Origin of the sequence: Arenibacter sp. 6A1 (assembly GCF_012272855.1) — a bacterium.
In the GTDB taxonomy this organism is placed as follows: domain Bacteria; phylum Bacteroidota; class Bacteroidia; order Flavobacteriales; family Flavobacteriaceae; genus Arenibacter.
Genome location: NZ_JAAXCQ010000002.1, coordinates 1 through 23,480 on the forward strand (window position 1 = coordinate 1; position 23,480 = coordinate 23,480).

The 23,480-nt window shown below is 35.4% G+C and carries 21 protein-coding genes; 6 read left to right on the forward strand and 15 right to left on the reverse strand.

Annotated features, from left to right (window positions below):
- Positions 1 to 91 precede the first annotated feature (91 nt).
- The 9 genes from HCG49_RS01515 to HCG49_RS01555 form a co-directional block, all read right to left on the reverse strand.
- The gene (locus HCG49_RS01515; protein WP_240938608.1) at positions 92 to 565 is read right to left on the reverse strand and encodes an alpha/beta fold hydrolase; all 474 of its coding nucleotides are present in this window, start codon (positions 563 to 565) and stop codon (positions 92 to 94) included.
- Positions 566 to 947: 382 nt separating this feature from the next.
- Positions 948 to 1,703, reverse strand: coding sequence for an NERD domain-containing protein (locus HCG49_RS01520; RefSeq protein WP_168467810.1), 756 nt, complete (start codon positions 1,701 to 1,703; stop codon positions 948 to 950).
- Positions 1,704 to 1,974: 271 nt separating this feature from the next.
- Positions 1,975 to 2,781, reverse strand: a complete 807-nt coding sequence (locus HCG49_RS01525) for a hypothetical protein (protein ID WP_168467811.1) — start codon at positions 2,779 to 2,781, stop codon at positions 1,975 to 1,977.
- A gap of 147 nt (positions 2,782 to 2,928) precedes the next feature.
- Positions 2,929 to 3,531, reverse strand: coding sequence for a hypothetical protein (locus HCG49_RS01530; protein ID WP_168467812.1), 603 nt, complete (start codon positions 3,529 to 3,531; stop codon positions 2,929 to 2,931).
- A 72-nt stretch (positions 3,532 to 3,603) separates the two neighbouring features.
- Positions 3,604 to 4,071, reverse strand: coding sequence for a DUF423 domain-containing protein (locus tag HCG49_RS01535; RefSeq protein ID WP_168467813.1), 468 nt, complete (start codon positions 4,069 to 4,071; stop codon positions 3,604 to 3,606).
- Positions 4,072 to 4,308: 237 nt separating this feature from the next.
- Positions 4,309 to 5,778, reverse strand: coding sequence for a TlpA family protein disulfide reductase (locus HCG49_RS01540; protein ID WP_168467814.1), 1,470 nt, complete (start codon positions 5,776 to 5,778; stop codon positions 4,309 to 4,311).
- Positions 5,779 to 5,914: 136 nt separating this feature from the next.
- Positions 5,915 to 6,562, reverse strand: a complete 648-nt coding sequence (locus HCG49_RS01545; protein ID WP_168467815.1) for a hypothetical protein — start codon at positions 6,560 to 6,562, stop codon at positions 5,915 to 5,917.
- 144 nt (positions 6,563 to 6,706) lie between these two features.
- Positions 6,707 to 6,958, reverse strand: coding sequence for a hypothetical protein (locus HCG49_RS01550; RefSeq protein ID WP_168467816.1), 252 nt, complete (start codon positions 6,956 to 6,958; stop codon positions 6,707 to 6,709).
- Positions 6,958 to 9,261, reverse strand: a complete 2,304-nt coding sequence (locus HCG49_RS01555) for an ATPase (protein ID WP_168467817.1) — start codon at positions 9,259 to 9,261, stop codon at positions 6,958 to 6,960. Before HCG49_RS01555 ends, HCG49_RS01550 begins: the two co-directional genes overlap by 1 nt.
- 195 nt (positions 9,262 to 9,456) lie before the next feature.
- Between HCG49_RS01555 and HCG49_RS01560 the strand changes: the two genes are divergently transcribed.
- Positions 9,457 to 10,512, forward strand: coding sequence for an IS110 family transposase (locus tag HCG49_RS01560; protein WP_026810350.1), 1,056 nt, complete (start codon positions 9,457 to 9,459; stop codon positions 10,510 to 10,512).
- A gap of 352 nt (positions 10,513 to 10,864) precedes the next feature.
- Here the strand turns inward: HCG49_RS01560 and HCG49_RS01565 are convergent, their stop codons facing one another.
- From HCG49_RS01565 to HCG49_RS01585, 5 genes are all read right to left on the reverse strand, one after another.
- A complete protein-coding gene (locus HCG49_RS01565) occupies positions 10,865 to 11,962 on the reverse strand; it encodes a toll/interleukin-1 receptor domain-containing protein (protein WP_168467818.1) in 1,098 nt (365 codons plus the stop codon).
- A 220-nt stretch (positions 11,963 to 12,182) separates the two neighbouring features.
- On the reverse strand, positions 12,183 to 12,827 hold the full coding sequence (locus tag HCG49_RS01570) for a hypothetical protein (RefSeq protein WP_168467819.1): 645 nt from the start codon (positions 12,825 to 12,827) through the stop codon (positions 12,183 to 12,185).
- Positions 12,828 to 13,019: 192 nt separating this feature from the next.
- Entirely contained in the window at positions 13,020 to 13,574 is a 555-nt protein-coding gene (locus HCG49_RS01575) for an ASCH domain-containing protein (protein ID WP_168467820.1), read from the reverse strand.
- Positions 13,575 to 14,397: 823 nt separating this feature from the next.
- A complete protein-coding gene (locus tag HCG49_RS01580; RefSeq protein WP_168467821.1) occupies positions 14,398 to 14,874 on the reverse strand; it encodes a hypothetical protein in 477 nt (158 codons plus the stop codon).
- An 800-nt stretch (positions 14,875 to 15,674) separates the two neighbouring features.
- A complete protein-coding gene (locus HCG49_RS01585) occupies positions 15,675 to 16,850 on the reverse strand; it encodes a tyrosine-type recombinase/integrase (RefSeq protein ID WP_168467822.1) in 1,176 nt (391 codons plus the stop codon).
- A gap of 81 nt (positions 16,851 to 16,931) precedes the next feature.
- Between HCG49_RS01585 and HCG49_RS01590 the strand changes: the two genes are divergently transcribed.
- Positions 16,932 to 17,348 (forward strand): hypothetical protein, encoded by a 417-nt coding sequence (locus tag HCG49_RS01590; protein ID WP_168467823.1) that lies wholly within the window; start codon positions 16,932 to 16,934, stop codon positions 17,346 to 17,348.
- A 443-nt stretch (positions 17,349 to 17,791) separates the two neighbouring features.
- Here the strand turns inward: HCG49_RS01590 and HCG49_RS01595 are convergent, their stop codons facing one another.
- A complete protein-coding gene (locus HCG49_RS01595; protein WP_168467824.1) occupies positions 17,792 to 17,956 on the reverse strand; it encodes a hypothetical protein in 165 nt (54 codons plus the stop codon).
- Between the two features lie 365 nt (positions 17,957 to 18,321).
- Between HCG49_RS01595 and HCG49_RS01600 the strand changes: the two genes are divergently transcribed.
- The 4 genes from HCG49_RS01600 to HCG49_RS01615 all read left to right on the forward strand — a co-directional run bounded on the left by HCG49_RS01600 (position 18,322) and on the right by HCG49_RS01615 (position 23,445).
- Positions 18,322 to 19,047 carry a class I SAM-dependent methyltransferase gene (locus tag HCG49_RS01600; RefSeq protein WP_168467825.1) on the forward strand — a complete coding sequence of 242 codons (726 nt, stop codon included), beginning with the start codon at positions 18,322 to 18,324 and terminating at the stop codon, positions 19,045 to 19,047.
- 708 nt (positions 19,048 to 19,755) lie between these two features.
- A complete protein-coding gene (locus tag HCG49_RS01605) occupies positions 19,756 to 19,998 on the forward strand; it encodes a hypothetical protein (protein WP_168467826.1) in 243 nt (80 codons plus the stop codon).
- 318 nt (positions 19,999 to 20,316) lie between these two features.
- On the forward strand, positions 20,317 to 22,644 hold the full coding sequence (locus HCG49_RS01610) for a TonB-dependent receptor (RefSeq protein WP_240938609.1): 2,328 nt from the start codon (positions 20,317 to 20,319) through the stop codon (positions 22,642 to 22,644).
- Positions 22,645 to 22,671: 27 nt separating this feature from the next.
- Entirely contained in the window at positions 22,672 to 23,445 is a 774-nt protein-coding gene (locus HCG49_RS01615) for a DUF4625 domain-containing protein (protein WP_168467827.1), read from the forward strand.
- The last annotated feature ends 35 nt before the right edge of the window (positions 23,446 to 23,480 follow it).

Here is a 23,480-nt window from a genome sequence, read left to right on the forward strand (position 1 = left end):
GATAATGAAAATTAATCAATGTACTTTTAAATAATTGTGTACTCTTGTTGCCAAAAACTCTGTACTCCAAGTTACCAATCATTGTGTATTGTTACTTACCGACTACACATCCAAGATAATTACTGTTAACGGTATCGATTAACTCATCTATATCTTCTTTACTGAACCCACCTGTGTAATTATCCTGATTAATATAACAAGGGGAGGGGCCAATCATGATGAGCTTATTAATCAACTCAGGAGCCATTATACTCACGTGAAGACCAATCATAGAGCTAACTGAATGACCAATTAATGTGATTTCTTTAAGCTCCAACTCTTCACATAGCTCAATGATATCACTAGCATACCCTTTTAATGAACTGTATTTTACCTTGTCGAATGCATCGGCATCAGACTCTCCATATCCAACAAGGTCTATTAAGATTACTTTGTAGTCGTTTTCAAATTCAGGTGTGACAAAGCGCCACATATTTTGATTGCAACCATACCCATGGACAAAAAGGAGGACTCTATCTCCATCCCCTAATATCTTGACGTTATTCTTCCTTATTAATGAATTCATAATCATAAAATATAGTTTACATTAATTCACTTTAATAATGTGAAAAAGCATTTCATAATCTGCATAATAACAGTTATTTGTAGCAGTATAATCTATTCTGTTTATCGGCTTATTACTTTAGATAACAGCAATAATACTGTACTGTTATCTATTTATAAAAGGCGGTACCAATATTATAATATTGGTAGGTATATAAAAAATTAAATAAAAAGAAAATACAATAATTTAATGATGCTTTAGGGGAGGTATAGAGAATATGCACTTGAGTGTTTTTTGAATCCCTGCTCTTGGCACAAATCGAACCGCTATCTTTCTTCCTCTCTAGATATACTTCTTGCCTTTTTGCCCCTTCTTCATTTTGGATATACAGTACATGGTTTGGCTATACACCTCTTAAGTTTGATTTTATGTTTAAAGTATAACTGCATTTTGGGAAATTATCACAACCAAAAAACTTTCCATATTTTCCACTTTTTTTAATCAGTTTATTTCCACATATGGGACATATTTTTTGTTTTTCTTTTTTATTTCTCTCTCGGATCTGTTTTTTTGATACTTTTCGGTCAGTTATATTATTCTTGAGTAATTTATCTGAAATCAATTCCATTTGATTATATGACAAATTTTCCTGTTCATTTAAGTTTTTAATTGTTCTAATGAGTTTATTTTTATAAATAACTGGAAGAGTTGTTGTCACATTTTTCAGTTTTCCATCTCCTGCGAAAACAACAATAGGAAAATATTTGATGTAATCATATTCTGGTAGTATTTTTTTTATTGCAAACACGTGAACCCAATTTTGTTTAATCGGATTTCTAATTTTACTTTTAATCTTATAAATAGATTGAGTCCAATATTCAGAGTTTTGATGTCCGTGAATCCAACCTTTATAGTTTTTTGTTTCGATAACAAAAATTCCACTTTTACAAATTACAACGTGATCAATTTGAGTAGTTAAGTTTCCATTTTTTAATAATATATCATTTAAGACTAGATATTCCTTTTTGTTGAGATGCTTTAGTCTAGAAGCTACTTTGTATTCTCCAATTGAACCTTTAATTTTAGGTAGAATTCTTTTTTTGAAATAATATAAAATTCCATAAAGAACTAAAATTAAAATAATGATTAAGAATTCCATTTTTAGTAAGAGTGTTCTTGAAGATTATCGATTCTAACTTGCTGCCAACGTTCTCGTACAAGGCAAGTAAGTTTCTTTCCGGTTACTGTAATATTATTTACTGGTAATTAAACAAGCTGTTTTTTTTCAAACTGCTTGTGGCTTCAAGCTAAGAAATAGTGGGCGAACCGAGCCGCAAACAAGCTGAGCCCTCTATTTCCTGGAATGCCCCTTAAGGTTTATAAACTTATTGGCCTTATACATTGTTGTGGGGCGTATTTTTACTCAGTCTCTACTTTATAACGGGTTTATTTAAACTCAACTTATGTACTATATATCTTCTCAACAAAAAAAGTACAATAATTAACCATGCATAAAACACTCCAGTTGTCAATAGAGAAATACTTGTAAAATACAAATCGATATTTTCATAAGTAGGTAACCCGTAATGTGTTTTAGGTGATATAATTTTAATCCCTTCATAATGAAATATGGACATACCTTGTTCATATATAAAAATAAGAGGGATACTTAATAACAGTAGTCTATATTTTTTGTTCCAAACTGCTAGAAAAATTACAATAAATAGCGTTATGGAGATTAATATGTAAGCTAAATACATTTGTCTCTTATTGGAATCAAAATCAGGAATGTCGAATTTCGATGAGGGTGAATAAAATGAGTTAGCAATATCTGCGTTAAGAGGTTCAAACCGTTTTAATGCCATTTTATCACCTTCCTCTAACACTTGAAGGAGGTAAGAGAATTTTCTATTATCCTTGAATGTCACCCAAAATTTTAATAGATACTCAGTATTTTCTTTATATGTGTTTATCAATTTTGCTTCACGAAGGGAAATAGTATGATCGCTGTCCCTCCAAATTATTGAGTTCAATTTAAATTTATTCCTGTATTCGTCTGTTACGCTGTAGTGAAAGTATGTGTTAGTGAAATCTTTTTGTGGATGCGAATTAATACTTGCATCAATGGCTTTTTCTGAAAATTGTAACACTTTTTCAGGTACTAAGTCCTCCTTTTTTGAACAAGAACAGAAACAGAATATGATTGCTAAAAAAAGAATTAACTGAGATTTATTCATAGTATGTTAATTGATTTATTATTTAATTCAAAAAAAAACATAAAGGACTAAGTATTAGTAATATTATGAATTATTATAAGTTCATGCTAAACTTGATTTTTATAAATATTCACCACAACGGTTGAGCTTTGTTGTGGTGTCGTTTTTTTATTCAGTTTCACTTTTAATTGCAGGCGGTGGCGGTATATGTGGCACAACTTCCCAAAACGAAATATTTAAAACAATATCAGTTTTCAATGAATCATATTTCATAGCCAATGTATTTACAAAACTTTCAATTCCATCCGTTTTTCCGTCCCGCATAGATTCAATAATTACAAAAAAGTTGTCAGGCTTCTCAGTTGAATTGGATGAATAATAATATGAGAATTCCGTTCGTAACATCGCAGAAAGCGAGTCCAGGTTAATTTCCGGCAACATACCTTCGTGATATATTTTGCCCCTATCGAAGGTCACATAATGTTTTCCTGCAGGGTCAAATATGAACGGTTCACAATATTCGGTAGGATAAATATGCCTAACATTTTTTTTTGTTTCAATTACAATTCTAGGGATACTATCATTACAAGTTACTTCATGAATTCGGTCAACAAAATCTCCATATGTAATAAAATCTCCAAGTCTAAGCGACACCTTTGAACTATCTTTTTCTTTTTTCGCATAGCCATATTCCTTTAATTCCCTTTTTTGATTTGAACAGGAAGAAATCAGTAATATTAAAATCAATAATTTGACAATATTTAGTTTCATTTCAGGATTTTGTAAAGGATGTTTGTATATCGTACCAAATGTTTGCCAACAATTGTTGGCAAACGTTTTCCTCTAAAGCACAAATATTTTGGAAAGTAATGATTTGTATTTTTGAATATCCTTTTCATATTTTCTTTGCATTGCAATCCATAAAACTATTCCTAGCGCTAAAAGTATTCCCCCAAGAACGTACATATAAGGATTGATGTTTATTCCTGAGATTATCCCAATAAGAAAACCTAATCCTAAAATGATATGTGTAAATATTATCAATCTAATTAACCAATGTTGATTAAAAATAATTTCCACATTGGTGGTATTTTCAGCATCATTTTTCACCAATTCACCATTAATAATAGTCCAATTTTGAAATGCCCAGTACCATGCATAAAGAATCCGTTTACGTACTTTAAAAGTTACCGCATCATTTTTTTTACGATTCATATTAAAAACAAATCCGCCAATTGAACGAAGTTCTGATTCTAATTTCTCGCTAACCTCTTTGGGGTCGTTTTTTAATTTAAAACTCCATGACTTCATATTACTGTTTTTAATGTTTGCCAACGTTCTCGTATAAGGCCAGTAAGTTTCTTTCCGGTTACTGTAATATTATTTCCTGGTAATAAAACAAGCTGTTTTTTTCAAACTGCTTGTGGCTTCTAGCTAAGAAATAGTGGGCGAACCGAGCCGCAAACTAGCTGAGCCCTCTATTTCCTGGAATGCCCCTTAATGGTTTATAAACTTATTGGCCTTATACATTGTTGTAACACGTAATCATTACAACCTTGATAATATTTTTTCTTCCGTAATTTTATTTCCGGGATGTATATCATTACCCCTTTCTACTATATTTCCGTTTTTATCGATTATGAAATATTGAGGAATCCCTTGAATCTCCATTGTTTTTCTAAAAAACGTACTTTGGTTTTTGTCCATTAAATAGTGCTGACCACCCCCTAAATTAAAGTCAGAAACAAACCTTTTCCATAAATCCTCTTTCGATTCAATACATATATAAACAAATGAAACATTCTTATCCTTAAATTTTTCTATAAGTTTTTTTGAGTCCGGCATTGCTTTTATACAAGGGGCACACCAAGTTGCCCAAACATTTACATATATTACCTTTCCTTTATTTTTAGAGAGAATTTTAGAGAATGTTTCCTCTACAGGAGTGTCTTTCATTTTAAGGAGAACTTCATTTGTATATATGTCAGGTTTATTGATAAAAGCAACCGTTTCCATATAATAATTATTTAAATTCTCTTTTATAATAGGTAATCTAATAATTTCAGCAATAAGGTCGTTGTTTTTCTCAAACCCTTCTACAATGTTTCCTTCGAATTGCGCAGTATAATATTGAGATAAAAGTAATTGAGCAAATAAACTATTCGTAGTATTTTCTTTAATATGTTCAACTACTAGAGAATCAACGTTTACTTTTCCATCAATAATATCCTCCTTTATATTATTAAATCTTTTTCGAAGATAAGGGTTCATAATATTTGAAGAATAACTATTGATTCGTTTACTTAAATTTCTCCAAGAAATCATACTAGACGTAGTCATTGTCGATATATCATTATTGTAATTATAATAATTACTTGGAAGATTTTTTTTACTATTACCATAGTTGTCGAGGAAGTAATAATAAGTCTCATATGCGAACAAATTAATCCATTCCTCCGTTTCAGCGTCCAATCTATTATTCCTTTTAAATTGATTGACGAGTTCTTGTTGTTTAAGCTTAACAGAATCTATCTCTGCGATAAAGCTGCTAACATCTTTTTTATATGAAATAGGAGAAATGGCTCCATATCCTAAATTATTTTTTTCTCTTAATATTTGAAAAGCTACTAATATATTGTTTGTTTGATGCCGATCTCCTTTAAAACTTACTGTTTTCAGTAAGTCCAAAGGTTTTTTTCCAGAATTAAACTCTACATAAATACTGTCTTCTGGGTGATAAATAAAATTAATATTAGCAAAACTCTTTTTATCTAAAATAAAAGCATCTAAAGCTAAAGAACTTCTCACTTTAATTTTAAAGTTACCTGCTGAATCAATGTCTAAAGGTTTATTGAAATTTTTGGATCCTGGTTGAGAATAAACTAAATATAGTTCTGCATTTTTACCATTAAAATCATTCACTTTCCCACTAATAGTGATTTCATCTTTATTTTTTTGCTCATTACAAGAGATTAACAATAAAAGAAATAAAGGAAATAATGATCGTAATTTTTTCATTAAGCTATAATGTTTTTCTTTATGTGTTACAACGGTCTAGTGTATGATTAGTTGCGGACTTCTTCAACGGAAAATGTCCGCCTGGTTATAAAGGTAATTGATTGCAAGGATTTCCGATTAGGAAATCCAACCGCAATTAATTATATACCTTGTTGGCATCTTTTATTAATTTTTTAAAGGTCTGGGCATAAAGTTTGTTCGAGTTTTTCAATTTCTCCGCTTTTTCTGGAGAACAAGTCCATTCTGCTGATTTTACTCTTGAAAAATCCGTCAACTCGGATTTGAAACATTCTCTAATCGTTTTGACATATTCCCACAGAAAATCCAATTCCAATTCAATCCCTGTATATAATTCTGAGTCAAATTTTTTATATTCTGGTAGCGGCTTAATTTTTTTTATAGCTCCGTAGTCAAAATGCCATGACATTAAGCTCGGATATACATTATTTTCCAAAATTGGTAGTTCCCCTTCGTTTCCCGAACCAATAGGATGAAGCCCATCTTTATCGTCACTTAAGAAAACCATGATTTTTTGTCCAACAAAATAGTCCGACCATCTCACAGCGCAAGTCCAGTCCTCAAATTTATTAATGGTAATGACCTTGTCCTTTGAAGTAAGACTTCTACCGACCATTAATTCAAACACATTTTCGTCCACACAAATTATTTCTCCAGAAGCAATTTTGTCCGCTCTATGAATCAGAGAAATAAAGTCAATAGGCACAAAATCCGCCTTTGCTACACTTGTGGAAAAGAAAATTAGTATGGCGAATAGTTTTTTCATAATTGATGCCAACGGTTAGTATATGAAAAGTAGGCGATTTCGAAGCACGAAACTTTCTGTTAAACACGGACTTTGATAGGAGCTACAAACCTTGATTTCACTGCTGTTTCGCCTATTTTTTATACACATTGTTGCCAGTAGTCTTTATTCCGTTGCTTGCTCAGTTTCTTCTCCGTCTTCTTCCTCTTCATCAAAAATTGCCGAAATCTTATTTAGCATTTCTTCTAAATTTTCTTTCTCGTCATCCAATAGATTCCCAAAATCCGTATCGTCAATTGTGTTATTTTCTAACAATTGTTTTATCATTTCAGTATAAGTGAACTCAACTGGTACTGTTCCCTGCTGAATTTTCACAGTAATATCGTTGTTGTCTTCTTTATTAAATAGCAATTTCATTATTCGGTAAATTTTTTGAGATTATATTTCTTGACCCTTTTTTTGATTGAAGATTTTCCTCCATCCGTAATTGAAGCAATTAAGTCAACAACACTCGTTCCATCTATTGTTCCCTCTAAAGGACTTGACTTGATTATAAGTTTGTTGTTTTCATTTTTGCACAGAATGACATTTTGTGCATCTGCGAGCATTGGAATAGTCGCATTGTGAGACACTAAAATTATTTGCTTTTTGCTTTTGATTTTCTTTACTGCGTTGACCAAACCTTTATTAATGTAATCGGTTGCTAAATTATCTTCAGGTTGGTCAATTATTATTGGCGCACTATCTTTATCGTAACCTAAAATAATGTCTAGGATAACAGATGTTTTCCAGCCTGGGCTTAACCTCTCAAATTCACGACCATCATTGGCAATAATTTTATATTTCTTTTTATTTAACTCTTCAAAGCTGTTATAGATTTTACTTTCGAAATCATCATAATCGTGAACTTTTGGTTGTTGTTTTTTAAAATTAGTTTCAAAAAGTAATTCTGGTGTGATACTATCAAAATCTGTGATTTTCGTTTTTAAATAATGATTTACAACCTCGACAAATTTTGTGGTATTCAGTACAAAATCATTCTCAATAAATAATTTATGACCCATTGATTCAATTTCTTCTGAATCAAATTTTAATGCAAAGCTTGATATTGAGTTGATAGTTCTATGAAACTGTTTATATGCTCGGACATATTTCTTTAATGTCTCAAGAAGTTTATTGAAATTTTGTCTTTTCGTTTGTTCTTCGGAATTTGAATGTTTTAATGCTTGATTGTATGACTCTTGTTTTAGCTCTAATAATTGTCTTACTTTTTTTTCTTTATTTGAAATTTCTAAAACATTATCTAATTCATTTTTTAAATTTTCTATTAAACTAGAATTGTGATTAATGAATGGATAATTGGACAAAAATGTTTCCAAAGAATTTAGAGATAATATATAATTGTCATAAATTCCTTTTGAAAAACGTAGTTTTTCATTTTCGATTTCTGTTGGTTGTAAATTATCGTAAATATTAGTTTCTAAATTAGACCTAGTTAATAACCTTGAAAGGATTGGAATGGTTAATAAAGTTTGGCTTTCTTCTTCTAAAATCTTGACACATCTAATTAGTTCTTCAATGTTCTTTTTAAATTCTCTTAAACCGTTATTGATATTTAATTTTATTTCATCATCTCCGGGAAAAACTCTTTTAATGATGTCAATATTTTCGATTTTGTCCTTACTGATATTATTAACAACACCCATTATATAATTTTGAGAAAGATAATGGGGCATCATTCCTGAAGGATTTACAATAGTAATTTGGTCAATATCGTATTGGTCATAAATAGATTCCTCTGTATTTTTATTTAGACATTTGACAATAGAATCAACAAGGAGAGTTTTTCCACTTGAAGAACCACCAATTATTACATTTAAACCTGACGTTAAATCAATGTCGATTTCAATATTATCTTTTTTATGAGAAACGGACTGTATATTTTCTGAATAGAATTTAGGTTTAGTAGGAGAATAGACAAGTCTTGATTGTTCGGATAATGACAGCCTTAAACCGCTAAATGTTGGTTCTGCTAACATCCAAGTAGGATTAAACGGATTTTTGTCTTTTCCATTTGGGTATGTAATTGGCGTATAATTATCACTACAAGTAATTAGATTTACAAATTCGTTAATTCCTAATTTTTTAAAATATTCTTGAGTTCTTTCAAGGCCATTGTCGCCTCTTGCAGTAAAGCCTTCGAAGTGATTATAGTAAACATTCCTTTCTAGTGTTCCATCAAGTCGTGTGTCTCTTGGAATTGAAGTGTTAAACGTGGCATGGGATTGTCCTCCGTGAGGAAGAAGCATAAATTCATAAGAATCGAACTTATTAATAATATCTTGAATTGATGGAATTTGAGGGTCGTCCTTCCGCACAATTTTATCAGGATATAATTCGTCAAGCTTTGTGTTTATATCATCTAAAATTTCGTCTGTAATAACTTTTGTGTCAAAATAGATGTGACAATGATATGCTGGACAACCATCATAATTCCTAATATGAAGTTCGACACCAAGAATTATATTAAGGTTTAAAGCAACTGCTTTTTGATAAGCATTTTTGTTGACCATATTATGGTCAGTAAGGGAGATTAAAAAATCTGAATTCCCATTGAATTCGTGGATTTTTTTAACCAACAACTCAATATCGTAATCATTATTGACTTCATTTGGATTTTCAGAAGTATGTATATGTGTGTCAAGGTAAATTGGATTCACGATATTTTTTTTTAGATTACTGGCAACGGTCTCGGCTATGAGTAGTTGCGTGTGTTAGCACTTAACTTTACAAATAAACACCAAGTTGGAAATTCCGCAGGAATTTCCAAAGTAGGCGAGAACAAGCAATTACTTATAGCATCTATGTAAAAGCAGTAAGTCGAGTATCTTTAAGATGAACTAAAAATTAAAGATATGAACACTCAAATTACTGCCACACCTAAGTTATTCATTGGTATCGACATACACAAGCGTAGTTGGAAAGTACATTGTGCGACTGATCTTTCATCCGGCAAGACTTTTAGCATGCAGCCTCATGCGGAATTGCTTTTGGAATATGTAACCAAACATTATCCAGCTTATGAAGTGTCTACCGCCTATGAGGCAGGCTGCTGCGGGTACCACGCACATCGTTGCTTTGTAAGTTACGGTTGGCGCTCATTGGTTGTCAATCCAGCCGATATTTTCAGAAAGGGCAAGGAGCGTCACACTAAGACAGACCGAATAGACGCGCAGCTTATAGCGCGTGAATTAAAGGATGACAGACTGAGTAGTATATGTGTGCCAGATAAATGTAGAGAGCAATTACGTAGTTTGTTTCGTCGTAGGAATGATTTGGTAAAGGATATGCGTCAGATCAAGAGCTATATCAAAATGCAGTTGTTGTATTATGGTATTAGCATACCACAGGATCTTGATAACGACCATTGGAGCCATAAGTTTAGGGATTGGGTTGATAGTCTGGATTTTGAGTATGATACTGGCAATGAAGTTTTGCGAAGCCGTATGCGCAGCTTTCGGTTTATTGATCAGGAGTTTCGTGATGTTTCTACATTACTGCGTCGATATACTAAAATACATTTCAAGAAAGATTATATGCTTTTACGAAGTATTCCTGGGATAGGTCCAATAGTTGCCAGTGGTATTTTGAGTGAATTGGGAGACCTACGCCGTTTTAAGAATATTAAACATTTGGCCGGATATGTAGGTCTGGCGCCGGGCATTTACCAAAGTGGTGATACCGTCCGCCATACCGGTGTGAGTATGCGTGCTCACCGCTTAATACGAAGTTATTTCATAGAAGCTTCTTGGCAGGCTATTCGAACAGATCCCGTGATGCAGGGCTATTACCGCAAGCATCATGGAAAAAATGTGAAGAGTGTCATTGTAAAGGTAGCTAGGAAACTATTAAGTAGAACATTAGCTGTAATAAAGACGGAGACCCCTTATGTGATAGGGGTATTGGAATAAAATTAAGAGGATGAACGGCAATACAATAACTAAGCTCACCAAGAATAGTAGATTTGCTTGGATCACAAAACAATGTAGGTGGACATTACCCATGTATCACATCGGTTAGCAAGTGACCAGGCTTATTATAACTTATAATCATACAGATGCTGGTGACCACTTCTGCTAAGACGAGGATCACATATAGGATGCCGAGCAAGTTATATGGTATTGAATTTTAAATGATGCACAGCCTCATTCATAATTCAATACGTTTAAAACTAATATTATGAGATAGTTAAAGGATAAAATATTAACTTTAGAGAACTGGACTAGTGCTTTTCATAGGAGCCATTGTTGTGCATAGTTATTTTTAAAATTTATAATTCTGAACGTCTTTAGTTTTTAGGATGGAATCAGGGTCTCCAAATTCAGGAATCTCGTCATAATTTCGATACTCTATTTTTCTCTTAAATATCATAGAATCATAATCAACCTCAAAAGGTCTTTGCGATTTTCCGTCATTGTTTTGAATTCCTGGTGCTAAATAATAGCAACCAAATTTGTCGTATTCTTCTTTGAATTTCTTCAAACTTGGTGACTCTCCGTCAACGAAAATTCTATGGAATCTCTTATTTACCGCAATAAATTGAATTCCTTCTGCATCTTCCATTGAGTTTACAATTTTTTCAGTTTCATTAAGGTATTCGTCAATTACGACAAAGTAACCGCTTTTCTGATTCGGAACTTCTCCCTCAATTATTGCAACTCTTAATCTCTCGGATTTGTCCTCTTGTCCAATTTTATTCATTAAACTCAAAAATAAATCCTGTCCTTGTTTCATTGTCTCAAAAAACAAAATTAGTACTGGTGGATTTTCATTATTTTCAGCCCATAAATAACCCACTCCGTTTTTCCAATTTGCTTTTTCCCAATCACTTTGTTTTATTAGTTCGGAAATGAAAAGTGTTTTTCGTTCTTTTTCAGGTAATTCACGTAATTTACCTAATTCAGGTTTTTCTGTTTTTACACCTCTTAATCTCCAATATAATTTATCAAAAGCCTCTTTGTCATCTACATTATAAAAAGTTGCTCCTTGTAATGGTTCTGGTATATGTTCAAATTCGCCATCAGAGAATATTATTGGTATAAATTTCGTGTTATTTGCACCTGCATTATATAGTTGTTGGTATATTAATGTGCTTTCCCATTTAATACCCATTCCTTTTTCATCGTCTCCCATTACTCTGTCGTAATAGGTTTTAGTACAAACAACTAAAACAAAATCAGATTTTTTTACACCTCTGTCCATCCATTTTGGCCAACCTTCTGGTGGTGAATCTTCATATTGGTCAAGTAAACAATCAATCCCTTCACTTCTTAATTTATTAGCTAAATTCAAAACTCTATCCTGATGTTCCTTGCTATCGTGACTGTAACTAATAAATGCTGTTGGATTTTTATCTTTCATTCGGTCGGTTTGTTCTAATTATGCACAACGGCCCAGCTATAGGCAGTGCGGGATCGGACAGACAACTATCCTACCCACCTACTCCTAGCATAAGCTTTGAGGATTTGGTTATTTTTTATTTCTGAAACAAAACAGAAAAGGTTTTGCTCCTCATAAATATAGACAAAATATTAATGTAAAACCTTCAGCCCGCATTGCTTATAGGTACTGTTGGCAAACGTTATTTTTTATTAGCAAGATACCTGTCTAACTTCATTTCATAAGTTTCCTCCATTCGCAAAATAAATATGACAGCCCACAATCTGTTTTTCGGAACTGTAAAATCAAATGCCGAATGGTTTCTAGGGAACCAATATGCATCGCCAGCCGAAAAACCGCCGGCCGCCTCAAAATTCTTTTGTAATACATTAAAATAAGAATCCTCTTTTCCAACTTCTTCAAGATAATCCATGTATATGCTAAATGGTTTGATGACCAGTTGTGGGAAATTATCAAGATTGCGATAAACTGTATCCCTAATACTTAACATATTGATGTCTGTTACAAATCTCCACACAACTGAGAATTGAACGGAATCTAGATTTTTCAGGAATTGGTATTTTTCAGTTTCTTTAATAGGAACGTTGTACTCCGTCGATTGCGCGATTTTTTCAAAAAACAGATGATAGGCATTATTGATATCAGGCTGGTTTTTTCCTTTTGTAACCAAATTGTCCACATATCGCACCATTGATTCCAATCCTTGGATTTCTTTCTCGCTGAATGTTTTAGAAATTAATCCATCACTTCTCAAATCCAGATTTTCCTGACCTAAAATTGGGGGAATTGTTAAAAGGGCCAACGAAATAATTAGTATGATTTTCATATTCGGGTCATAATGTTTGCCAACGTCTCGGCTTTGGCAAGTAGGGCAGGTAAGGAAATCTTTTTGTTTCCGTTTGCGCTCGTAGCCAGAGCTTTTTGTTTTGTGATTATTTTTCTTTATTAATTGCCAAATCCAAAAGATTTGGCGGACTTGGCAAATACGCCCAAGCCATTAAATTTAGTACTTATTGCCCTATTTGTTATAGCCTTTGTTAGCATTAGTACTATTTTTCTTCCAGATTGTATCAAACCATTCGCAAACTATTAGCATTTCCTCCGTAGGTTTCTTTCCGTCTTGCTCCATTGCAGTTGAAAAAAAGTCCCAATGCGCTTTTCTCCATTTTCTGAGAGGTTCAATATCTGTACCCATATCTAATACTGCAAAGTCTTTGGAAATTTTATTGAATGGAATTGTATCTATTTTCTTTATTTCTATTATGGCTTGAGCTTTGCCATCAAAATCTATTATAATATGTTTCGCTCCAATTGTGTCCAATTCCATAGTACCATTCTCATACCAAGAGTATGGCTCAGACATAGCCCTTTTTTTTCCAGACAATATTAACTCCGCCAATCTGTTAGCGTCTTCTCTATTATTATGGAAATGCCAATAATCTGGCATTTCCATATTTCTGAATTCCGAATGCGATTCAATATAAGTTTCCCAAATGTCATAAACAGATTTGTCAGGTTTTTCGTTTTTACAGCTAATTAAAAACAATAATAGAATTATAGTTATTATTCTCATTTGTTGTTGGGTATTAATGCTAACGTTCTCGTATATGGTTTCGTTTTGTTTTAAGTAAGGCGACCGCAGCGAAGCAGTTTTGCCCAGTAATCCGCTTCATTTTAGCAAAATCTCGATAGCAAAATAGCGGAGGGCGCCGAAACAATGTCTCAATTTAGGAAATATATTGTTTGTAAGAAAATTTTTCAACACGCTATACGGCAAAATGAACCATATGCATTGTTGGCAAATCGTAAGTGTATAAAAAATTCTATTGAGGGTAATCGACTTGACCCGGCCGTACATATCGCTTGACGGGTCAGAATTGTTCAATTCGAAAGGTTACATTGTTCTGATGAAGGCATCTACACAGGAGCTATTATCCTTGTTTTAATCCATAAAACCTCCAAAAATGGAACTCATTTTCATTAGTAGAGAATCTATGTCAAAGGTCAGAATTACTCAACCCTTTGATTTGCCAGGTTACTTACAAGACGTAAGGTGACATTCTACTGAAAAAGGCATCTGCACAGGGTCTATCATCCTTTCTTTAATCCATAAAAAGCCTAAAAAAGGCATTTACTTTCCTCTGGAGAGAAAGTTTGTTAAGAGTGACTCCTGCTTATGTTTGCCAACGTTCTTGTGTATGATTTGGCAAGGTTTGACCAGTTTTGTGCCCTTGGCGTGCTTACAATGGGATGATGCGTGGGGGTAAGCACTCTTGGCGGCCAGCAAAACTGGTTTGCTCGATTAGTCTCAGACTTCCTTGACCATTAATTCCAGTAATATTTTTCTTTCTACTAGGTAGCCTTGCTTAATTATACACACTGTTGTACGTAGTTTTTTAAAAGTTCATTGAAATTCCCAATCCATTTCCATCAGCTATTACTTTAAATTCAGGCTTAAATTCATAAAATGAAGTTGAATTCAGCGATGAATTATACAATTCTACTGCTTGTTTTGCTTTTTTATTCGCACTTGATGAAATCGGGATTCCAATTGCAACTAATCCAGCACCAATTCCAGCTAAAGTCCAGTTTGCATCACCGCCTCCAATAGCAGTTCCAATTGGCCAGCCTATAAGTCCGCCACCAGCAAATCCAATAATTGAGGCGAGAGTATTGTTCGATTGTGCTTTTTTTATTAAATCAAATGCTTGTTGATTAGATGCTATTGTTTTGACCAAATCCTTCATAGTCATTTGATTTTCGTTTTGGGAATATTTGTATCCGCCAAATACTTTTTCTATTTCAATTTTTTGAGCATTACAGAATGTAATTGTCACTAAAGCAAAAATTAGAGTTAAAATTGTTTTTTTCATTCTTTATAGTTTATGTTCGGTTAAATTACGTACAACGTTCTCGTATATGGTTTCGTTTTGTTTTAAGTAAGGCGACCGCAGCGAAGCAGTTTTGCCCACTTATCCGCTATATTTTAGCAAAATCTCGATAGCAAAATAGCGGAGGGCGCCGAAACAATGTCTCAATTTAGGAAATATATTGTTTGTAAGAACATTTTTCAACACGCTATACGGCAAAATGAACCATATGCATTGTTGGCAAATCGTAATAATTCAAAAAATTCCAATAGGGGTAATCGACATGACCCGGCCGTTCATATCGCTTGACGGGTCACAATTGTTCAATTCGAAAAGTTACATTGTTGTTATGAAGGCATCTACACAGTATCTATTATCCTTGTTTTAATCCATAAAAACTCCAAAATTGGAACTCATTTTCATTAGTAGAGAATCTATGTCAAGGGTCAGAATTGCTCAACCCTTTGATTTGCCAGGTTACTTTCAAGACCTAGGGTGACATTCTACTGAAAAAGGCATCTACACGGGAGCAATTATCCCTTCTTTAATCCATAAAAAGCCTAAAAAAAGGCATTTACTTTCCACTGGAGAGAAAGTTTGTTAGGGGTGACTCCTGCTTATGTTTGCCAACTCGTTATATCCGTCTAATGTGTACTGTTTATCGGGTGGTTAGATGGATAACAGCATAAAATCATGGGAATAACAATTTTGGTTTTAGTGTTCTTTAAAAATAAACTACAATATATGTAATATTTTTCTATCGTTTGGAAAAGGGAAAAAAAAATAATTCTTTGCATAAAGGCTTAATAATTTTCTGATAAGCGTATGCCACCCCCTGGTGTATCATCTTTTAGCATGCTTTTTAAGGCTATGTCCAGCGGACTCTCTATTTTCATTAAATCGGTCTTTGCTACATGGGTATACAACATGGTCGTTTCTGGTTTAGCATGTCCCAATAGTTCTTGAATATACCGTATGTCGGTGCCGTTCTCTAATAAATGGGTAGCATAACTATGCCGTAAGGTATGCGGGGTTACGTGTTTTGAAATATTGGCTGCCTTGCAAGATCTTTTTAAAAAGGCACGTACACTTTCGGCACTGTAACTTTTATAGGGCTTTCCTTCAGCAAAATACACCATGGGCATATAGGTCTGTAAATAATTCAAGATAAGGGGAATTAAACTACCGGCTAAAATTACATTCCTATCCTTTCTGCCCTTACCGTTCTTTATAATAACTTGCCTTCGGTCTATGTCAATATGTTTTAATCGTAAATTTAAAAGTTCACTTATTCGCAGTCCGGCCGAATATATCATTGCCAATATGGCCCTGTGCTTTAAATTCTTTGTACACCGCAGTAAATCTATAACCTCTGCTTGAGACAATACGGTAGGCAAAAATTTGGAGCGTTTGGGTCGTGTTAATTCAAGGTTTTTAATCTTAGTGTTCGGAAAAAACAATATGAACAGTTTTAAAGCACTAATAAATTGTCTTTGGGTGCTGATACTGTAGTTCTTTGGTACATATATCTCTTCAATAAATCGTTCCACGTCCCTATTGGTTAAATCTGCAAAAGGAATGTCCGATACATTGTTTAAGAAATCGGCAACAAGATGGTAATAGGTCCGGACCGTACTCTCACTATATCGCTTACCTTTTAAATAGGAGGTAAACGATCTTATTAATGCTTCCTTCTTGCCTAGTTGGATCCCCTTTAGGGTATCGGTAGTTTGTGGTGGTTCCTCATAAATAGAATGGTCCTTGACCACTTTGGCAATACCATGAAAAGATCGCTCTATCAATTCCATATTTTCTTGGGAAAAATTGATGTACCAAAACCGATTGGAAGCACTCCATATAAATTTCCTGGATGCTTTGATCCTTTCGATAAAAACAGCATTGTAGTCAAAAATCACAAAAATACGATCCTGACCTTTTAAAGAATTTCTTTTCAGTACAACGGTTGGTAACGGTTTCATGTAGTAAAACTCCCTAAAAAAAGCTACCTTTTAGTTGTATTAAATGTATATATGCGTTTATAAACGTTTAAAAAGATGGTTATGGAAGTAAAATATTGTCTGGTATGCCAAGAAAAACTGATAGGAAGATCCGATAAAAAATTTTGTGGTAGCCAGTGTAGAACAACTCACCACAACGCCCATCGGCCACTGCACGAACAAACCATGAGACAAATAAATAGCGACCTACGACACAATAGAAGCCTGATGGCTCAATTTTGCCCCGGTGGCAAAACTACCGTAGAGAAAAGTATTTTAATGAAATTAGGGTATAAATTTGAACTGTTCACCCATGTTTTTCCCTTTAGCAAAGGAACCTACTTCTTTTGCTATGATTACGGGTTTTTACCCATCGTAGAAAAAGGAATTGAAAAAATGCTCATTGTCAAAAAACAGTCCTATATGAACAAATTGCACTTCCATCCATGGGATATTGAAATAATAAAAAACAAAAAATAACGCCCTCCTTTCTTCCATTGCTATATATAAACGGAACGAATCATACGCCAATAAGGCCACTATCACTACACCTCCTTCAGCTTCTGTAACGCATCCAACGCTTATCTCCCTAAGCCCACTCTAGAACTTCCCCATCATTTATTTCAAAAGCAGTTTAATGGATCCGTTAAAATCTTTCTACATGTCCCACAACCATAAAATACCCACTTTCCAAAAAACCGTCATGGACGGACCTACCAGAATTCCTTCACAGTTTCGCCTCAGCACATCGGCGGGATTATCGGGAGATTTGACTTTTTGACAAATCTTAAAGGATTCCATTTTTAATCATATAATAGAAAACGGAAACTGTATCTCCCCCAAAAAAAGGTGGCCAAACTAACGTCCAATACGCCATATACCAAACAAATAAAATTTTGCTCATATCACGGTAGTAATCATTTTCAGCACCTGGCAGATTTTCGTTTTATGCCAATACGTCCCTTGTCAATAACCTTATCTATATAGTCCTTGGCAAGTGGCACCTCAGAGGCCGTTCCTCCCCTATCTACCCTTCCTTTTCCAACCTCTACCGCGACTTCCTTGGCCTTTTCTGTGTAGCCAGCCATAGGTACCTACAGCAATTACGTAACCGTTCAAAGTGTATTTAATCTTTGCCCGACTTTATCCATTCAAGGTAAAGTTCAACTCCAAAATGAGCCGATTAGGCCCCTAGATTGGATTACAGGATTATAATTTGTTGACTGCTCCTTATTTTAAAAAAAAGAACTGCGTTGATAACAGAATCACCAAGCCATCGGCCGAATCCTTCAATGCCAAAAAAAAAGCATTTAGAGCCCAAATTAAAGCTTGTGGGACTATAACATCCTTACTAAATAGACGCTACGATATTTTTGCCTAAATGGATAATCCTACGCGTTTTTGACATGTGTCCTAGGTTGTAATAATTATCTTTACTGATAAAATAATTAATATGAGTTTCTATCAGAAAATAGCGCCCTATTATCACCATATTTTTAAAATAAATGTCAAGCAAGTTGATTTCATCAACTTAAAAATACCAGAGAGTGATTGTACAATTTTAGATATTGGATGTGGAATTGGCACGCTATCTTTTACGCTATCTAAATATTACAAGAACGTATTAGGAATTGACATGGATGCCGAAATGATACGGGCAGCTTCAAAAAAATTGGAAAACCAGTCTAAATCCATTCAATTTCAACAATTAAGCATGCTTCAATTAGATGCTCATATTGATAAAAACTCAGTAGACGGCATCATTTGTTTTGGAAATACCTTAGTCCATTTAAATTCATTGGATGACATCCTTGATTTTTTAAGACAATCAAAAGCTGTACTTAAATCAAATGGAAAATTGTTGCTACAAATAGTCAATTACGATAAAATCATCGAAAAAAACATCCAGCAATTACCTCTTATTGAAAATGATGAAATTACGTTTGAACGAAATTATGATTATTGTGAGTCGGAAAATAAAATTGATTTTAACACGCTTTTAAGCGTAAAATCGACTCAGGAAATAATTGAAAACAGTATTGAGTTGTTGCCTTTGCTACAAAAGGAACTAGCGCTTTTATTAAATAAGGCCGGTTTTGACAATTGTAACTACTATGGGAATTTTAATCAGGAACCGTACGCTGTTGATAGTCCTGCTTTAATAGTAGAGGCGTGGTAATGGAGAGGGGGTGACTTAACACAGCATTTATGGACCCAACAAAAGAGAGGTTCGACCACCAAAAGACGCTTTAGAAGTGGACTACTATATTACTTTATACCGCTACGCCCACTCAAAATTTAGGGTCGCTCATGCATTTTCAACCAAGCTTAAAAGGTAGGTCTGAATGTAATGCGTTACCTGCTCTTCAGAAGAGGGTCCTTAATTCGCTTTCAACCATACTCCTATCACTAATAACCAATTACATCATAATGTGAACTTTCCCGATGAGTGTTCACCGTTTTTAGAAATTTAATTCCGCAATTTTCAGAGCTTGTTTAAGAGTAGTCTCTCCTCTCTTTTCCTCCACCCAATGGCTAATTGTTGACTGTTCAAAGAATTCCCGCGTTAGGGACCGCAGCGGCATCCCCGAAGTGGAGCGAGGGATATAGCGGAGTGCCCGCCCGACGAAGGAGGGAACGCCCAAAATAACATTTGTAACCCTATCAATATTCTAATATCGGCCATTTTCGTAAACCGCATCCTAAACGGCCATCTTTTCGGTAGCCGTTATTACCGCAAGATGCACCATGGTCCGTGCCCCTACATAAATTAATATTATATTAACAGCTTAATTCGTGTATTTTGTTATGTTTGCGTCTGATGAAAAATGGTCGTCTAAAATATAGCATTTCTTATATATTCCTTGTCCTTTTCCTTTCGATGAAAATGGCAGGGCTTCATGTGCTTTCTCACACGGACGATAAGGATCATGCATTGCATTGTATGATTTGCGACCAGGCCATTACCCATAATTTAACGCCTGCCATTAGCCCGGAGGTACAGGATTTTGTTATTGAAAACACGGAGTTTTTCGTTCAAGCAGCGCAAAAGATCCACTATAGCTTTATGAGCTGTGGTACTATTGCCACCGACCAGCTCTTTTCTCGCCCCCCTCCTTTTTTATCCTAAATATTTCTATACATTTTATTTTTTAAGAGTGCCATTGGCGCAGCTAATTGCCGTTTCTAGGCTACTATAGGGCATCTATACCTTATAAAACACCTATAAACCTGTCTCTTAACTGTTGTGCTAAAGGATGTATTTGCCATGAACATGTACTAGCGACAAGGCTAGGCAGTTGCTAGCAACCTCATCCTAAACACTCCTATTCCTATATGTATAGATTTTGTCTTGCCCCCTTCCTAGGGACCAATATATAAATCTTATAGTTTTTAAATCATGACCCATAAAATTCGGTGCATGTGGCTTTGTTTTGCCATATGCTCAATGGCGTGCGCGCAAGATTCTTTTAAGATAAAAGGATCTGTGATCGATGCCAGTACCCAAGAACCAGTAGAAGGCGCCAACATTATTGGAGAAAAATCCTTTGCCATTTCATCCTCGACGGGAGAATTCATTATCAATAATGTCGATGAAGGCACGCATACCTTTACAGTGTCCCATATAGGCTATACCGCCGATACTTTAAAGGTAACGGCAGGCCCAGGAATGAAAGAGGCTATTGTGCCCTTAACCGAGACCACAACAGCCCTGGACGAAGTAGAAGTACATGGCAAAACTAAAAGACAGGCCGCTAGGGAACTCCCTACGGTTACCCATGCCGTCTCTAAAGAATTCTTGGAGAAAAACAGGGAAAACAGCCTTATGCAGACCCTTAAGAAAATCCCTGGGGTAAGCACTATTAACATAGGTTCTGGCCAATCTAAACCCGTGATTAGAGGCCTGGGCTTTAATAGGGTTGCCGTGGTACAGAACGGAATAAAACACGAAGCCCAGCAATGGGGCAATGACCATGGCCTGGAAATAGACCAGTACGGCATAGAAAATATCCAGATCATTAAAGGGCCCGCATCCCTATTGTATGGTTCCGATGCCATTGCCGGAGTGGTAGATATACAACCGGCCAATATTCCCTTTCAAAATTCCATGAGCGGAGAATTAAACCTATTGGCCGAAAGCAATAACGACCTCTATGGCATTTCGGCAGGCATACAAAGCAGAAGGGTAAAATGGTTCTATAGAAGCAGATTAACCTACCGCGATTATGGTGACTATAAGGTGCCCACCGATAAAATAAAGTATGACAACTATATTTTTGATTTGCACGATCGCCATTTAAGAAATACCGCAGGGAAAGAAGCCAATGCAAGTTTTAGCCTAGGGTATATTCATAACAATCTAAAGTCCGAAACAACCATCAGTAACGTATATGCCAAAAACGGATTTTTTGCCAATGCCCACGGTTTGGAAGTGAGAACCTCCAAGATAGATTATGACCGTTCTAATAGGGATATTGACCTTCCTTACCACGGGGTAAACCATTTTAAAATTACCAATAACACTTCTGTAGCAAACGGGGCGCATAGTTTCCACTTCGATCTTGGATTTCAATCCAATAAAAGAGAAGAGCATTCAGAACCCGTTCCCCATGGGTATATGCCCAAACCATCCGATAGCAAGGAGCGGGCATTCCATAAAACCACCTACTCCCTAAATGCAAGGGACTCCTTTAAACCAAACGAGAAGAATACTATCGTCGGCGGGGTCAATATGGAGCTACAGCAAAATACCATCGGTGGGTGGGGATTCTTAATTCCGGCCTATAACCGCTTTACTACCGGAGTATTCGCATACAACCAATTTCAGTGGCGACCCAATGTACATTTCCAAACCGGACTGCGATACGACTATGGGTTTTTAGCCACCAAATCCTATTATGACTGGTATCCGTCTACCGTTAACAATAGCGATGGCAGCACTTCTTCCGTACACCTGCAACGAGCGCAGGACAAAACCTTAGATTTTGGAAATATCAGCGCCTCCGCAGGGATAAGCTACCTTAGAAAAAATACTACCTATAAGCTTAACCTGGGAAAGAGCTTTAGAATGCCACTGGCCAATGAATTGGCCTCGGACGGTGTCAATTACCATATGTACCGCTATGAAAAAGGAAATTTGGCCCTAGACCCTGAAGAATCCTATCAATTAGATATAGAAATAGACCATACCACCAAAAAATTCAGTGTGGGGGTAAGTCCATTTATAAACCTTTTTGACAATTTTATTTACTTGAATCCCACCCCAAGATACTTCGAGACCCTTCAGATTTACGAGTATACCCAAAGCAAGGTTTTTAGAATGGGAGGAGAAATTAAGGCCAGTACTACCCTATTCAATGCGCTGCAATTAGAGGCTTCCGGGGAGTATGTATATTCTAGGCAGACCAGTGGGGCTAAAAAAGACTTTACCCTGCCTTTTTCACCGCCATTGTCGGGATTGTTTTCTGCTAGCTATGAATTTAAAAAAATCGGTTTTCTAAGAAGACCTCAGTTGATAGCAGATTATAGGATCACCGCGGCGCAAACCGAAATTGTCCCGCCCGAAGAACAAACCAAGGGCCATAACATACTAAATATGTCCTTTTCAACAGAATTGGCCATTATTAAAAATAAGCTGCCCGCCCAAATGAGGATCAAGCTTAACAATGTACTCAATACCAAATACTACGACCATACCAGCTTTTACCGCTTAATAGACGTACCGGAGCCGGGTAGAAACATATCCGTGTCCTTCACAATACCCTTAAATAAATAGTAATCATTAATAATTAAAACAACCCTTATGAAATCAAATTTCAAATTTTTAGCCATTATCGCTTTTGTCGGACTCATTTTTCAATCTTGTGAAAAGGACGAGAATAGCACCCTAAACGCTCCCACCATCACCGGTTTTGAGTACGGGGAAGGAAGTACGCATTCCACAGATCCAGTAGCCTATAAAGGATCGGACATTCACTTAGAGGCAACAATCAATGCCGAAGCCATTGTAAGCAGTATTACACTGTCTATCCACGCCCATGATAACAATCCGGCCGAGGGCGAAGTAGCATGGCACTATGAGCAGGAATTTACCGAGGCTAAATATCAGGTCATCAACCCTAGTTTTCACGAACATGTAGATGTACCCGCCAATATTCCCGCTGGCGAATATCATATAGAACTAACAGTAACCGATGCATTGGGAAATACTACCGAGGTAGAAGGCCATATCCAGATTTTAGACCCTATTACATTAAGCGAATTCCATATAGACGCTACCGTAGTAAGAGGCAAGGATTTCCATGCAGAATTCAACATAAACGCTGTTAGAGGCATACACAACATCGTCTTAGATGTACATGCCCACGGAATTACGCCGGCAGAAGGAGAAGAAGAATGGACCTTTAATAAAGTATATGAGGCCAAATACCATGGGAAGACACAGATAGAATTTCATGAGCATATAGACGTACCGGCTACGGCTCCTGCAGGCGAATACCATATGGTTTTTACCGTAGAAGATGAAAACGGAAACACTGTGGAGTACGAAACACATATAGCGATAACCAAGCAATAAAATAACCATGCCACATAGCACCCCTACTGTGCTAT

Bases quoted from the DNA above. Each gene is read 5' to 3' on its own strand.
- HCG49_RS01515 (WP_240938608.1), bottom strand. From the start codon at position 565: ATGAATTCATTAATAAGGAAGAATAACGTCAAGATATTAGGGGATGGA.
- HCG49_RS01520 (WP_168467810.1), bottom strand. From the start codon at position 1,703: ATGGAATTCTTAATCATTATTTTAATTTTAGTTCTTTATGGAATTTTA.
- HCG49_RS01525 (WP_168467811.1), bottom strand. From the start codon at position 2,781: ATGAATAAATCTCAGTTAATTCTTTTTTTAGCAATCATATTCTGTTTC.
- HCG49_RS01530 (WP_168467812.1), bottom strand. From the start codon at position 3,531: ATGAAACTAAATATTGTCAAATTATTGATTTTAATATTACTGATTTCT.
- HCG49_RS01535 (WP_168467813.1), bottom strand. From the start codon at position 4,071: ATGAAGTCATGGAGTTTTAAATTAAAAAACGACCCCAAAGAGGTTAGC.
- HCG49_RS01540 (WP_168467814.1), bottom strand. From the start codon at position 5,778: ATGAAAAAATTACGATCATTATTTCCTTTATTTCTTTTATTGTTAATC.
- HCG49_RS01545 (WP_168467815.1), bottom strand. From the start codon at position 6,562: ATGAAAAAACTATTCGCCATACTAATTTTCTTTTCCACAAGTGTAGCA.
- HCG49_RS01550 (WP_168467816.1), bottom strand. From the start codon at position 6,958: ATGAAATTGCTATTTAATAAAGAAGACAACAACGATATTACTGTGAAA.
- HCG49_RS01560 (WP_026810350.1), top strand. From the start codon at position 9,457: ATGAACACTCAAATTACTGCCACACCTAAGTTATTCATTGGTATCGAC.
- HCG49_RS01565 (WP_168467818.1), bottom strand. From the start codon at position 11,962: ATGAAAGATAAAAATCCAACAGCATTTATTAGTTACAGTCACGATAGC.
- HCG49_RS01570 (WP_168467819.1), bottom strand. From the start codon at position 12,827: ATGAAAATCATACTAATTATTTCGTTGGCCCTTTTAACAATTCCCCCA.
- HCG49_RS01575 (WP_168467820.1), bottom strand. From the start codon at position 13,574: ATGAGAATAATAACTATAATTCTATTATTGTTTTTAATTAGCTGTAAA.
- HCG49_RS01580 (WP_168467821.1), bottom strand. From the start codon at position 14,874: ATGAAAAAAACAATTTTAACTCTAATTTTTGCTTTAGTGACAATTACA.
- HCG49_RS01585 (WP_168467822.1), bottom strand. From the start codon at position 16,850: ATGAAACCGTTACCAACCGTTGTACTGAAAAGAAATTCTTTAAAAGGT.
- HCG49_RS01590 (WP_168467823.1), top strand. From the start codon at position 16,932: ATGGAAGTAAAATATTGTCTGGTATGCCAAGAAAAACTGATAGGAAGA.
- HCG49_RS01595 (WP_168467824.1), bottom strand. From the start codon at position 17,956: ATGGCTGGCTACACAGAAAAGGCCAAGGAAGTCGCGGTAGAGGTTGGA.
- HCG49_RS01600 (WP_168467825.1), top strand. From the start codon at position 18,322: ATGAGTTTCTATCAGAAAATAGCGCCCTATTATCACCATATTTTTAAA.
- HCG49_RS01605 (WP_168467826.1), top strand. From the start codon at position 19,756: ATGGCAGGGCTTCATGTGCTTTCTCACACGGACGATAAGGATCATGCA.
- HCG49_RS01610 (WP_240938609.1), top strand. From the start codon at position 20,317: ATGGCGTGCGCGCAAGATTCTTTTAAGATAAAAGGATCTGTGATCGAT.
- HCG49_RS01615 (WP_168467827.1), top strand. From the start codon at position 22,672: ATGAAATCAAATTTCAAATTTTTAGCCATTATCGCTTTTGTCGGACTC.